At 62.7% G+C, this 13,179-nt stretch carries 11 protein-coding genes; 5 read left to right on the plus strand and 6 right to left on the minus strand.

Annotation, left to right across the window (positions count from 1 at the left end):
- Positions 1-3: 3 nt before the first annotated feature.
- From lptC to kdsD, 3 genes are read right to left on the minus strand one after another with little or no spacing between them, the layout of a single operon-like run.
- On the minus strand, positions 4-612 hold the full coding sequence (lptC, locus tag PQQ86_RS01815) for an LPS export ABC transporter periplasmic protein LptC (protein ID WP_408264448.1): 609 nt from the start codon (positions 610-612) through the stop codon (positions 4-6).
- Entirely contained in the window at positions 609-1,169 is a 561-nt protein-coding gene (locus tag PQQ86_RS01820; RefSeq protein WP_408264450.1) for a KdsC family phosphatase, read from the minus strand. The genes lptC and PQQ86_RS01820 overlap by 4 nt, the downstream gene beginning before the upstream one ends.
- Entirely contained in the window at positions 1,169-2,152 is a 984-nt protein-coding gene (kdsD, locus tag PQQ86_RS01825; protein WP_408264452.1) for an arabinose 5-phosphate isomerase KdsD, read from the minus strand. The genes PQQ86_RS01820 and kdsD overlap by 1 nt, the downstream gene beginning before the upstream one ends.
- A 161-nt stretch (positions 2,153-2,313) precedes the next feature.
- Between kdsD and PQQ86_RS01830 the strand changes: the two genes are divergently transcribed.
- The 5 genes from PQQ86_RS01830 (at position 2,314) to purU (ending at position 7,606) form a co-directional block, all read left to right on the plus strand.
- Positions 2,314-4,317 (plus strand): monovalent cation:proton antiporter family protein, encoded by a 2,004-nt coding sequence (locus PQQ86_RS01830; protein WP_408264454.1) that lies wholly within the window; start codon positions 2,314-2,316, stop codon positions 4,315-4,317.
- A gap of 141 nt (positions 4,318-4,458) precedes the next feature.
- Complete coding sequence (locus PQQ86_RS01835) at positions 4,459-5,025, plus strand: adenine phosphoribosyltransferase (RefSeq protein WP_408264456.1); 567 nt, start codon at positions 4,459-4,461, stop codon at positions 5,023-5,025.
- A 46-nt stretch (positions 5,026-5,071) separates the two neighbouring features.
- Positions 5,072-5,686 carry a LysE family translocator gene (locus PQQ86_RS01840; protein ID WP_408264458.1) on the plus strand — a complete coding sequence of 205 codons (615 nt, stop codon included), beginning with the start codon at positions 5,072-5,074 and terminating at the stop codon, positions 5,684-5,686.
- 67 nt (positions 5,687-5,753) lie between these two features.
- Complete coding sequence (locus PQQ86_RS01845) at positions 5,754-6,626, plus strand: NUDIX hydrolase (protein ID WP_408264460.1); 873 nt, start codon at positions 5,754-5,756, stop codon at positions 6,624-6,626.
- Between the two features lie 110 nt (positions 6,627-6,736).
- Positions 6,737-7,606, plus strand: coding sequence for a formyltetrahydrofolate deformylase (gene purU, locus PQQ86_RS01850; protein WP_097391246.1), 870 nt, complete (start codon positions 6,737-6,739; stop codon positions 7,604-7,606).
- Between the two features lie 94 nt (positions 7,607-7,700).
- Here purU and PQQ86_RS01855 read toward each other — a convergent pair whose 3' ends face one another.
- The 3 genes from PQQ86_RS01855 to uvrA all read right to left on the minus strand — a co-directional run bounded on the left by PQQ86_RS01855 (position 7,701) and on the right by uvrA (position 13,163).
- Positions 7,701-8,936 (minus strand): PepSY-associated TM helix domain-containing protein, encoded by a 1,236-nt coding sequence (locus PQQ86_RS01855; protein WP_408264462.1) that lies wholly within the window; start codon positions 8,934-8,936, stop codon positions 7,701-7,703.
- 233 nt (positions 8,937-9,169) lie between these two features.
- Positions 9,170-10,255 carry an AI-2E family transporter gene (locus PQQ86_RS01860; protein ID WP_408264464.1) on the minus strand — a complete coding sequence of 362 codons (1,086 nt, stop codon included), beginning with the start codon at positions 10,253-10,255 and terminating at the stop codon, positions 9,170-9,172.
- A 34-nt stretch (positions 10,256-10,289) separates the two neighbouring features.
- Positions 10,290-13,163, minus strand: coding sequence for an excinuclease ABC subunit UvrA (uvrA, locus tag PQQ86_RS01865; protein ID WP_408264466.1), 2,874 nt, complete (start codon positions 13,161-13,163; stop codon positions 10,290-10,292).
- Between the last annotated feature and the right edge of the window lie 16 nt (positions 13,164-13,179).

Here is a 13,179-nt window from a genome sequence, read left to right on the forward strand (position 1 = left end):
GGATTACCCGGGTTGCTTGGGCGAGCTGACGGAGCCTTCAGACGCGGCAATCGCGCCCTTCACATTGCCGAACAGCTGCATCACCCGGGTGACGTTGTTGTAGTTCATGCCGCTGGCAGTCATTACAGACATGCCGCGCTGAAGTTTAACCGGCTTTTCGGTCTCGATCACATCGTCGTTGACCAGCACCCTAAAATGCTGCGAATCTGCCTGCATCTGCGGATCGCCGTTACCGGCGGCCCGCACGATGCGCGCGTTGTCGTACAGATTGACGATCGAGGCGTCGCCGTTCACCGTGCCGGTGTCGCCGGTCGCGGTGACGATCGGCTTGCCGGGCTGAAAGGCGCGCATGGCCGGCTTGACCAGGTCGCTCAGCTCGTCATCCTCGTAATGGATCAGGGACTGGGCGGTCAGACGGTATTGCGTCGAGCCCGACTGATCGAGTTCCGAAACCGAGAAGTTGTCCGCGAAGTAGTCGGGCGTGTGCTCCTTGGGGCGCGCCACGCCTTCGTTCTGCCGCGGCAGCGTGGCTTGCAGCAGCCACCATGTAATACCGGCGAGCGCGGCCATCGCGACGAGCGGAATCAATGAGGTCCAGCGAAACCGATTCATCCGACGAGGCCTCGCTGTTCGCCGCTACAGGCTGCCGCGAGCAGCGCTTCATATTTGTGCTGTGCGCGCAGCAAGGTGTCGCAGACTTCGCGCGCCGCACCATGGCCGCCGCGCGCCTCGCTCACCCAATGGGCGCGCGCGATCACTTCAGGATGCGAATTGGCCGGCGCCGCCGCGAAACCGACCTTCAGCATCACGCCGAGATCGACCCAGTCGTCGCCCATATAGCCGCATTCTTCCGCCGTCATGCCGGTTTGCTTGAGCAGGTCGGCGAACGCCAGGGGTTTGTCCTGCACGCCCTGATAGACGTGGGTGATGTTCATTTCCTTCGCCCGCGCCGCGACGATGCCCGACTTGCGCCCGGTGATGATTGCCGTTTCGATGCCGGCCTGGCGCAGCAGCTTCATGCCGTGGCCGTCCATCGAGTTGAAGCCCTTCATCGTGTCGCCTTCCGCCGTAAACAGCAGGCCGCCATCGGTCAGCACGCCGTCGACGTCGAAAATCATCAGCTTGACGCGGCTTGCGCGTTCAGTGGCGGTAAGGGGGGCGACGGGCATCAGATCACCTTCTTCGAGAACAGGTCGTGCATGTTGAGTGCGCCGATCAGCTTGCCTGCTTCGTCGACGACCAGCATCTGATTGATGCGGTGGCGTTCCATCAGTTCCACGGCTTCGACAGCAAGTTGATCCGGACCGATGGTGCGCGGGCCGGCGGTCATTACCGAGGCAATCGACAGCTCGCGGAAATCGCCGTCGCGTTCGAGCACGCGGCGCAAGTCGCCGTCGGTGAAAATGCCGGTCACATGATCGTTGTGATCGACGATCGCCGTCATGCCCATGCGCTTGGCTGTCAACTGGAACAACGCGTCGCGCACGGTCGCGTCAGGCGTCACCTTCGGCACCTGGTCGTCGGTGCGCATCACGTCGCGCACATAAGTGAGCAGGCGGCGGCCGAGCGCGCCGCCCGGATGCGAGCGGGCGAAGTCGTCCCGGCCAAAGCCGCGTGCGTCCAGCACCGCGACTGCGAGCGCATCGCCGAGCGCGAGCGCGGCGGTGGTGCTGGCGGTGGGCGCAAGGTTCATCGGACAGGCTTCTTTTGACACGCCAGAATTCAGATGTACGTCGGCCAGTTGTGCGAGACTCGACGACGGACGGCCCGTCATCGCAATCAGCTTCGCGCCGAGCCGCTTGATGAGCGGCAGGATTGCCACGAGTTCTTCAGTTTCACCGGAATTGGACAGCGCGAGGAACACGTCGTCTGCCGTAACCATGCCGAGGTCGCCATGACTCGCTTCCGCCGGGTGAACGAAGAACGCCGGTGTGCCGGTGCTGGCGAGCGTGGCCGCGAGCTTGCGGGCCACGTGGCCGGATTTGCCGATGCCGGAAACGACAACGCGTCCACGGCAACCCAGGATGAAGTCGACCGCCCCGACGAATCCCTCGTCGAGTTGATCGCGAAGCGCGCGCACGGCGTCCGCTTCGATGTCGAGCACGTCGCGAGCGAGCGCGAGTGCCCGGTCGCCATTGATTTTCGCTATCATTCGCGGAGTATAGCAAAGGCGCTTGTTCGCCGCGCCGGGCCTGCTGTGCCAAGCCGCTGTCTTTATTGCTGCCTTTACCGGCCCCTCAACCTTGTCGCACGGCCTTTCTCGTGCGCGGTTCCGCTGACGAACGAGGACGCTTTACCGATGCGTTTTAGCCGATGATTTCCCCCCTCGAAATGACGCTATTCCTGCTGCTGGCATCAGTGGCCGGAGTGGTGACTTTTCGCTTTCTGAATCTTCCACCGATGCTCGGCTATCTGACGGTCGGCATCGTCGTCGGGCCGCACGCGTTCGGTTTGATTCCCGACTCGGTGGGGGCGCAGAACCTGGCCGAGTTCGGCGTCGTGTTCCTGATGTTTTCGATCGGGCTGGAGTTTTCGCTTTCCAAGCTGCGCTCAATGCGCCGGCTTGTGTTCGGCTTAGGCCTGTTGCAGGTGATCGGCACAATTGCCGTGGCGGTCACGCTCGGCTTCGTGCTGGAGCGCTGGGTGCACATCACGTGGCAGGCGAGCGTGGCGCTGGGCGGCGCGTTGGCGATGTCGTCGACGGCGATCGTCAGCAAGATGCTGGCTGAGCGGCTCGAGATTGAAACCGAGCACGGCCGCAATATCTTCGGTGTGCTGCTGTTCCAGGATCTGGCGGTGGTTCCGCTGTTGATCGTGATCGCAGCGCTGGGCGGCGATTCGAAAGATCTCGTCAGCTCGCTCGGGGTGGCCGCGATCAAGATCGTCGTGGCGTTGGCGCTATTGTTAATAGTGGGTCAGCGCTTCATGACGCGCTGGTTCAACGTGGTCGCGCGCCGCCGCTCGCAGGAACTGTTCATCCTTAATCTGCTGCTGGTGACGCTCGGCGCAGCGTTCATCACGGATAAGTTCGGTCTGTCGCTCGCGCTCGGCGCGTTCATCGCCGGTATGTTGATTGCCGAAACGCCGTACCGTCATCAGGTGGAAGAGGACATCAAGCCATTTCGCGACGTGCTGCTTGGCCTCTTCTTCGTCACGACCGGCATGCTGCTGAATCCACGTGTGATCTGGGAGCACCCGTTCATCGTGTTGGGCTTCCTGGTCGGCCCGATCCTGCTGAAGGCGGTGATGGTGACCGGACTCTCGCGCCTTTTCGGTGCGTCGCCGGGTGTCGCGATGCGCACCGGTATCGGCCTCGCGCAAGCCGGTGAGTTCGGCTTCGTGCTGCTGAACCTGATTCTCGACAAACATCTCGTCGACGCCACCCTGTTGCAGGCGATTCTCGCGGCGATGCTGCTGTCGATGCTGGCCGCGCCTTTCATGATCCAGAACGCCGATCGAATCGTGCTACGGTTGTCGTCGACTGAATGGATGATGCAGTCCTTGCAGATGACGCGCATTGCGACGCAGAGCCTGAAGCAAAGCGGTCACGTGATCATTTGCGGCTACGGCCGGGCCGGGCAGAATCTGGCGCGCATGCTGGAGCATGAAGGCTTGTCGTATGTCGCGTTGGACCTGGACCCTGACCGCGTGCAGGCCGCGGCCGCGGCAGGTGAGTCGGTGGTGTTCGGCGATGCGGGGCGGCGCGAATCGCTGCTTGCCGCCGGTATCCATCGCGCCGCGGCAATCGCGATTACCTACGCGAACACGCCGTCGGCATTGCGCGTGTTACACAATATTCACGAGCTTGAGCCGACGCTGCCGGTAATCGTTCGTACCGTCGACGACGCCGATCTGGAAAAGCTGCTGGCCGCCGGCGCGACCGAAGTGATTCCGGAAATCGTCGAGGGCAGCCTGATGCTGGCCTCGCACACGCTGGTGCTGATGGGTGTGCCGATGCGGCGCGTGGTGCGGCGGGTCGAGGAAATGCGCGACGAGCGCTACGCGCTACTGCGCGGCTATTTCCACGGCGCGGACGACATGGAAGACGACGACGGCCACGAACAGGTGCGGCTACAATCGGTGCCGGTCGACGAAAACTCGGACGCGGTGGGCCGAACGCTGGCGGAAGTGGGTCTGTTCGAACTGGGCGTCGAGGTGACGGCGATTCGCCGGCACGGCATTCGCGGTGTCGAGCCGGACCCGTCCACCAAGCTGCGCGCAAGCGACATCGTGGTGTTACGCGGTCTGCCCGAACAGTTGGCCGAAGCCGAAGAGCGGCTTTCGAAGCATCGCCGTGCGGGCGCCGCTGCGGCCTAGTAGCGGGTATGGCCGGCGTGGCGTTGCCTGGTGAGGTCTTGCCAGGCTGGTGTTGCCGGCCGCGCTTGAGCCGCTCGCACCTGGCCGGCCGCACCTGATTTAGCCTTTCATCGGACCCGCCGAGGTCCATCCGGAGACATCATGTCCAACGCGCTCGCGAGCGCGCCGCTCGATGCGGCCGATTACATCAAAAGCCACATTCGCACGGTGCCCGACTGGCCGCTGCCGGGCGTGCAGTTTCGCGATATCACGCCGCTTCTGCAGGAGCCGAAGTCGCTGCGCGTGCTGATCGATCTGTTCGTCCAACGCTATATCGACGCGAAACTCGACTACGTCGCCGGGCTGGACGCGCGCGGCTTCATCATCGGGCCGATTCTGGCCTATGAGCTGAACCTCGGCTTCATTCCGATCCGCAAGCAGGGCAAGCTGCCGTACAAGCGGGTCGCGCAATCCTATGAGCTGGAATACGGCACCGCGACGGTCGAGATTCACGAGGACGCCTGCAAGCCGGGTGACCGCGTCGTGATCATCGACGATCTGATCGCTACCGGCGGCACGATGATGGCCGGCAAGATTCTGCTCGAGCGGCTCGGCGCGGTGGTGATCGAAGGGGCTGCGATTATCGATCTGCCTGACCTTGGCGGCTCGGCGTTGCTGCGCAAAGCGGGCCTGCCGCTCTACACGGTGACTGAATTCGGCGGCCATTGAGCACCGGATGCCAACTTCTTCCTGCACACAACGAAGGTAAGAAAAGATGCCTAACTTCCTGTTGTTCCTTGCGACCTCGATCGCTATCACGATGGCGCCCGGCCCTGACAACCTGCAAGTGCTCGCGCGTGGCATCTCGCAAGGCCGCGCGGCGGGTCTCGTCGCCGCGCTCGGCTTTGCCGCCGGAATCACTTTTCACACCACGTTGGCCGCGCTTGGCGTGGCCGCGTTGCTGCGTTCGTCGCCGGTTGCGTTTGAGGTGATCAAGCTGGCCGGCGCCGCGTATCTGATCTGGATTGGCATCAAGGCGCTGCGCAGCCAGGGCCTCGCCACCGCGCACGAGCGCCCGCCGCAGCCGTTGATGGCGGTGTTTCGCCAGAGCGTGCTCGGCAATCTGCTGAATCCGAAGGTGACGCTGTTCTTCGTCGTATTCCTGCCGCAATTCGTGCAGCCGCACGGCACGCAAAGCGTCACGGTGCAGATGCTCGAACTCGGCGTGTTGTTCATGTTGCAGACCGTGGTGGTGTTTTCGCTGTTCGGCGTGTGCGCGGGGATGATCGGCGGCTGGCTGAAGCGCCGGCCGCGCGTGGGCGTGTGGCTCGATCGGCTCGCCGGCGCGACGTTCATCGCAATCGGGATTCGCGTCGCCTTGCGGGATTGAATCAATTGACGCGGCTGGCACGACTGCCGAAAACCGAGTGCGGCCGAAGACCAGTTTGGAGCTTTAAATGACTTTGCCTTGCATCACCGCCGCGCGTCACTTCGACATAGACGCGCATCTGCCGTTCTGGATCGACGCCGAGCAGGTCGGCTGGATTCGCTCGACTGATGTGCCCTTGCTCGCGCGCTGGCCCGATGTGTTTGCAATCGACAGTGTTGAACAAAGGCGCGTGACGCTCGCGCCTGTATTCAACACCGTCGATCTGCGCAGCGCGGCACTCGGTTCCGTGATCGGGGCGCTTGCCGCCGAGGGCCGTATTCCCGGCTGGCGCAACGAGACTTACGCGATCCGCAACGCGTTCGATGCGCCGCCGCTCGCCTACATCGAACGCGCGGCGTCGCGCTTCTTCGGCACGATGACCTACGCGGTGCATCTGAACGGCGTCGTAGAATACGCGGATGGCGCGCCACGGAAGGCCGCCCCGCAATTATGGATCGCGCGCCGCAGCGACACCAAGGCCACCGACCCGGGCATGCTCGACAATGTCGTCGCAGGCGGGATCGGCTGGGGCTTCGGCGTCGAGGCGACGATCATCAAGGAGTGCTGGGAGGAAGCCGGCATTCCCGAGGAGATCGCCGCGCGCGTCACCGCCGGGCGCACCGCGCATGTGCTGCAATCGTTGCCGGAAGGCACGCAGGCCGAACAGATTTTTATCTACGACCTCGCGCTGCCGGCCGATTTCGTGCCGCGCAATCAGGACGGCGAAGTGGGTGAACACCGGCTCGCACGCATCGACGAAGTGGCGCGCTGGATCGAAGAAGGCGCAATGACCGTGGATGCGAGTCTGGCTACGCTGGATTGCCTGCTGCGCCGCCGTTGGATCGACGAAGACGCGTGTCCGGGCATCGAGGCGCTGTTCGCACCACCGGTGCTTGCCTAAGCGCTAGTCAGGCGCAGGTGCGGGGAACATGCCAGGTTACGCTGTAGCACGCTGCATCGATTGAGACACACCGAACAAACCACGCACTGAAGAAGGGAGTCACCCAGGTCATGTCGACCGATCACAGCTTTATCCTCAAACTGTCGTGCGCCGACCGGCCCGGCATCGTCCACGCAGTTTCGGGCTTTCTGTTCGAGCGTGGCAGCAATATTCTCGACTCCGCGCAGTTCGGCGACAGCCGCACCGGCGAGTTCTTCATGCGCGTGCATTTCCAGCAGGTCGGCGGCGATCCGGGCCTGGACGCGTTGCGTACGTCGTTCGCAACGCTCGCTGAGCAGTTCGGCATGCGCTGGGAAATGCACGATGCGTCGGTGAAGCCGCGCGTCGTCATCATGGTGTCGAAGATCGGTCATTGCCTGAACGACCTGCTGTTCCGCTATCGCACTGGTCAATTGGGTATCGAGATTCCGGCGATCATCTCGAACCACAAGGAGTTCTATCAACTCGCGGCCAGCTACGACATTCCGTTCCATCACTTCCCGCTGATGGGCGGCACGCCGGACGCGAAGGCCGCGCAGGAAGCGCGCGTGCTTGAAGTGATCGACGAGCATCAAGCCGATCTGGTCGTGCTCGCGCGCTACATGCAGATTCTGTCGCCGCAATTGTGCGAATCGCTCGCCGGCCGCGCGATCAATATTCACCATTCGTTTCTGCCGAGCTTCAAGGGCGCGAAGCCGTATTACCAGGCCTTTGACCGCGGTGTGAAGCTGATCGGTGCAACGGCGCACTACGTGACGACGGATCTCGACGAAGGTCCGATCATCGAGCAGGGCGTGGAGCGGGTCGACCACAGCATGACGCCGGAGCAACTGACTGCGATTGGCCGCGACGTTGAATGCGTGACGCTTGCGCGCGCGGTGAAATGGCACGTCGAGCATCGCGTCGTGTTGAACGGCAGCAAGACGGTGGTGTTTCGTTAAGCGTAGTTGATGCGCTTGCAGTGGGGCGGCCAAACCGCGGCCGCATCACCCCGCTGCAAGCTAGCGCCGAATGAGTCGGCGCTCCCTCTTCAGATCAGGACCGCATTGCGGAGCCACCCGCATTCCGCGCGTCCGGCGCAAGCCGCGCGTTTTGTGCGGAACGGCGGCGCGCATTCAGTTTCTTCAGCCAGATCAGTAGTCCCGTTGCGCTCAGCACGGCGACCGCAATTCCCATCGCGCTAATCAGAATCCGGCCACCGAGTCCGAGGATGCGTCCCGAATGCAGGGGGAATTGCACCTGCATGAAGATGTCGCCCGCCGTGCCTTTGCCGGGAATCTGCGCGCCGAGTTGCTTGCCGGTGGCCGCGTCCCAATACATCCACGGATTGCCGAGGCCGAGATCGCCGTGATCGTTGCCGGTTGCGTAGAAGCCGACGCCATAGGCGTGCAGGAATTCCGCGTAGTAGACGCCGCCTGGCGGCACCTTCAGGTTCTGCGCCTTACCGGCTTGCTCCGCTAGCTGCACGATGCGCTCGCGGCTCAGCACCTGATCGCCGGGTTGCGGCGCACGCAAAATTTCGGGGTTGTTGATCGGATCCGGCGTGAGCTTTGAGACTAGCGACACGACCGGTCGAACCACGGGCCCGGAGAGATTCATCGATACGGACGTTAGCGCGACGATCACCAGCAGGCCCCAGATCCACACGCCGCCTGAGCGATGCAGATCGAAGGTGAGCGCATAGCCGCCGCGCCCGAGGCGGAATGCGAACGACTTGCGCCATGCCTTGAGGCTCGGAAACGACAGCCATAGGGCGACCACGCTGTCGAACAGCCACACGATCCCAACGATGCCCATTAGCCACGTGCCGATATCGACACCGCCGGTGAACGGCAAATGCAACGTGTAGTGCAGCTTGTAGATGAACGGAATCAGATTGAGCCGCGCGAGTGAAACGGCGCCCCATTCGCGCCGGCCCTGGATGTCGCCGGTGGCGGGGTCGACGGCAATCTGGTTGAAGTCGAGCGGGTAGGGCTGCTTCGTCGCGGGGTTGGTGCGCGGCAGCACCATCATCTGCAGCGTGTGGCCGGGTTCAGCGTCGAGCGGCAGATATGTCACCTGCAGGCGCGGATCGGCCGCTTCGACGCGGCGCGCCAGTTCTAGTCCCGACAGCGCCGGACCGGCGGTGCGCACCTTGAAGAACGACGGATTCAGCGCCGCATCGAGTTCGTGATCCCACGCGATGATCGCGCCGGTCAGGCCGGCGACGAACAGAAACAGCGCTATGGCGACACCGAACCAGCGGTGCAGGCGGACGAGTTGCCGCCTCATGGGCGAGCCGGCGGGACAGGAAGGAAGGAGTAGCGGCGATTCACTGCAGTGCGGTGTAAATGGGAATTGTTCGCATCTTAAGGAATCGCGCAGTCTACCGCAAGTTTCTCGTGAGCGGCGTGCGGTTCAACTCGAAGAGTGTCGGCGCTGGGCATTTACTGGTGGGTGCAGCGGGCGAAAAAAAACGGCACCGAAGTGCCGTTCATTGGTTCGCCTGCTTGCACGGACGGCGCTCACACCAGCCGCAGATAAATCAATTCCCGCTTGATATACGCATAGAAAATCGGCGCCGCAACCACGCCGGGGATGCCGAACGCGGCTTCCATCACGAGCATCGCGATCAGCAGTTCCCAGGCGCGCGCCTCGATTTGACCACCGACGATGCGCGCGTTCAGGAAGTACTCCAGCTTGTGGATCAGGATCAGGAATACCAACGACATGATCGCCGCCGGAAAGCTCACCGAGAGCGCCACCGCGACGATGATCGTGTTCGAGATCAGATTGCCGATCACCGGCAGCAAGCCGACGATAAACGTCACCAGCACCAGCGTTTTGGAGAGTGGCAGCGTGTCGTGAAAGATCGGCAGGATCACCAGCAGGAAGATGCCGGTGAAGACCGCATTGATCGCGGAAATCTTGACCTGAGCGAACACGATGCGGCGGAAGGCGTCGGCGAAACGCGTCACGCGCGTGACGAACGCCGTGGACAGCGGTAGTCGTTGCATATGCTTCTGCGCCCCGACCGCGATGATCGCGCCGATGATCATGCCGATCAGGATATGCGTGAAGCCGCGCGCCGCGGTTTTGCCGCTTTGCTGCAGCATGTTCGCGTGCGTCTGCATCAGCTCGGCCGCCTTGGTCTTCATCTGGTCGGTATCGACCGGCAGATAGTTGGCGACGAATTGCGGAATCCGGCCACGCGCCTGGTCGATCAACTGCATCGCCTGGTCGAGCAGCTTCTGCACGCTCGGCACGTCGCTCTCGAAATGTTCGATGATGCCGAGCGTCAGCCCCGTCAATGCACCGACGATCACGGCCGAGAGGATCACCACCGCGAGCCAGCGCGCGCGCTGACTCGACATATGCCGTTCGATGCGCGGCGCGATGGTGTGCACGAGTTGAAACACGAGCAGCCCGGCCAGTAAGGCGCCGAGCAGCCTCAGTTCGATGACCGCCCACATCCCGATCAGCATCAGCACGTAACTGCCGATTTCGACCGCCGACAGCTTCGGCAGGCTCATGTCGCTAGTCAGCCTGACCGGGCGTGGGCGCAGGTCCCGCACTTGCCCGTCGTCGCTCGCCTGATTCCGCTTGGCCATGGCTTATTCCGTCTCCAACCCGTGTTGTGCAGCGTTACTTTCTACTGGCAATGCGTTTCAGCAGAGGCGCCAGATACTTACCGGTAAAACTTGCCTTCGACTTGGCAACCTGCTCCGGCGTGCCTTGCGCAATGATCTGACCGCCGCCGGCTCCACCTTCGGGGCCGAGATCGATGACCCAGTCGGCGGTCTTTATTACATCGAGATTATGCTCGATGATCACGACGGTATTACCCTGGTCTCGCAAACGATGAATGACTTCCAGCAGCAATGCGATGTCGTGAAAGTGCAGACCGGTGGTCGGCTCGTCCAGGATGTATAGCGTGCGACCCGTGTCTCGCTTGCTCAGTTCCAACGAAAGTTTGACGCGCTGTGCCTCGCCGCCCGACAGGGTGGTGGCCGACTGGCCCAGCCGGATATAGCCGAGACCCACGTCCAGCAAGGTTTTCAGCTTGCGCGCGACGACCGGCACTGGCTTGAAGAACTCGTAGGCGTTCTCCACCGTCATGTCGAGCACTTCGCTAATGTTCTTGCCTTTGTACTGAACGTCCAGGGTTTCGCGGTTGTAGCGCTTGCCGTGGCAGACGTCGCAGGGAACGTAGACGTCCGGCAGAAAGTGCATTTCCACCTTCAGTACGCCGTCGCCCTGGCAGGATTCGCAGCGGCCGCCCTTCACGTTGAACGAGAAGCGGCCCGCTTCGTAGCCGCGTTCTTTCGCCGCAGGCACGCCCGCGAACAGTTCGCGGATCGGCGTGAACAGGCCCGTGTACGTGGCCGGATTCGAGCGCGGCGTGCGGCCGATCGGCGACTGGTCGACATTGATGACCTTGTCGAAGTGCTCCAGGCCTTCGATCGATTCGTACGGCGCCGGCTCGGCGGAAGAGCCATACAGGTGATGCGCGACCGCGTGGTACAGCGTGTCGTTGATCAGCGTGGACTTGCCCGAACCGGACACACCGGTCACACAGGTCAGCAGGCCGACCGGCAGATCGAGCGAGACGTGCTGCAGATTATTGCCGTACGCCTCGACGATGCGCAGACGGCGCTCGTCCGGTTCCTTGCGTTCGTCCGGGAATTCGATGTTGCGGGCGCCGGACATGTACTGCCCGGTCATCGATGCCGCGTTCTCCTCGACCTGCTTGGGCGTGCCTTCGGCAATCACCATCCCGCCGTGCTCGCCCGCGCCTGGGCCCATGTCGACCACATAGTCGGCCATGCGAATCATGTCTTCGTCGTGCTCGACGACGATTACCGAGTTGCCCAGGTCGCGCAAATGTTTGAGCGTGGCGATCAGCCGGTCGTTGTCGCGCTGATGCAGACCGATCGACGGCTCGTCCAGCACGTACATCACACCGGTCAAACCCGAACCGATCTGCGAGGCGAGGCGAATCCGCTGCGCTTCACCGCCCGACAGCGTTTCCGCGCTGCGCTCCAGCGACAGGTAGTCGAGCCCGACGTTATTCAGGAACATCAGGCGCGCGACGATTTCTTTGACCACCTTGTCGGCGATCTCGCGCTTCGAGCCTTCGAGCCGCAGCGTCTGGAAATAACCGAGCGCGTCGCGCAACGGCCAGCCGCTGATTTCGAAGATGCCGCGTGCGTCGCTGTTCGAGCCGATTCGCACGAAACGGGCTTCCCTACGCAGCCGCGTGCCGGCGCAGGCGGGGCAGGACTGGTTGTTCTGATACTTGGCGAGTTCTTCGCGCACCGCGACCGAATCGGTCTCGCGGTAACGCCGCTCAAGGTTCGGAATGATCCCTTCGAACACATGCTCGCGCACGGAAGTGCGGCCGCGCTCGTTGATGTACGAGAACGGAATCTCCTGCTTGCCCGAACCGAACAGCAGAATCTTGCGGACTTTTTCCGGCAGGTCTTCGACGGCCGTGTCGATGTCGAACTCGTAGAACGCCGCGAGACTCTGCAGCATCTGGAAGTAAAACTGATTGCGCCGGTCCCAGCCCTTCACCGCGCCTGCCGCCAGCGACAGCGACGGATGCGCGACGACCCGCTTCGGATCGAAGAAGGTGATCTGGCCGAGGCCGTCGCATTCCGGGCACGCACCCATCGGGTTGTTGAACGAGAAGAGGCGCGGCTCCAGTTCCTGCAGCGAATACGAGCAGATCGGGCAGGCGAACTTCGAGCTGAACAGATGCTCCTTGTCCGTATCCATTTCCAGCGCGATCGCGCGGCCGTCGGCGAGACGCAGTGCCGTTTCGAACGATTCGGCGAGGCGCTGCTTCATATCGCCGCGCACTTTCAACCGGTCGACGACGACGTCGATCGTGTGCTTGTCGTTTTTCTTGAGCTTCGGCAGCGAGTCGACTTCATAGATCTTCGCTACGCCTTCGTTGGCCGTGCCGCCGCCCGAACGGACGCGAAAACGGATGAAGCCCTGCGCCTGCATCTCTTCGAACAGTTCGACGTGCTCGCCTTTGCGGTTCGCCACCACCGGCGCGAGGATCATCAGCTTGGTCTCGTCCGGCAGCGCGAGCGCCGCGTCGACCATCTGCGAGACGCTTTGCGCTTCCAGCGGAATTTCGTGGTCCGGACAGTACGGCGTGCCGACCCGGGCGAACAAGAGGCGCAGATAGTCGTGAATTTCGGTGACGGTGCCGACCGTGGAACGCGGATTGTGCGAGGTCGCCTTCTGTTCGATCGAAATCGCCGGCGACAGGCCTTCGATCAGATCGACGTCGGGCTTTTCCATCAATTGCAGGAACTGGCGGGCGTAAGCGGAGAGACTTTCGACGTAGCGGCGCTGTCCTTCCGCGTAGAGCGTGTCGAACGCCAGCGACGATTTACCCGAGCCGGATAGGCCCGTAATCACGACGAGCTTGTGACGTGGGAGGTCGAGATTGACGTTCTTCAGGTTGTGGGTGCGAGCCCCACGGATACGGATTTGTTCCACGCGTTATTCCAAGACT

This window comes from Paraburkholderia sediminicola (assembly GCF_046026675.1).
GTDB lineage: Bacteria > Pseudomonadota > Gammaproteobacteria > Burkholderiales > Burkholderiaceae > Paraburkholderia > Paraburkholderia sediminicola_F.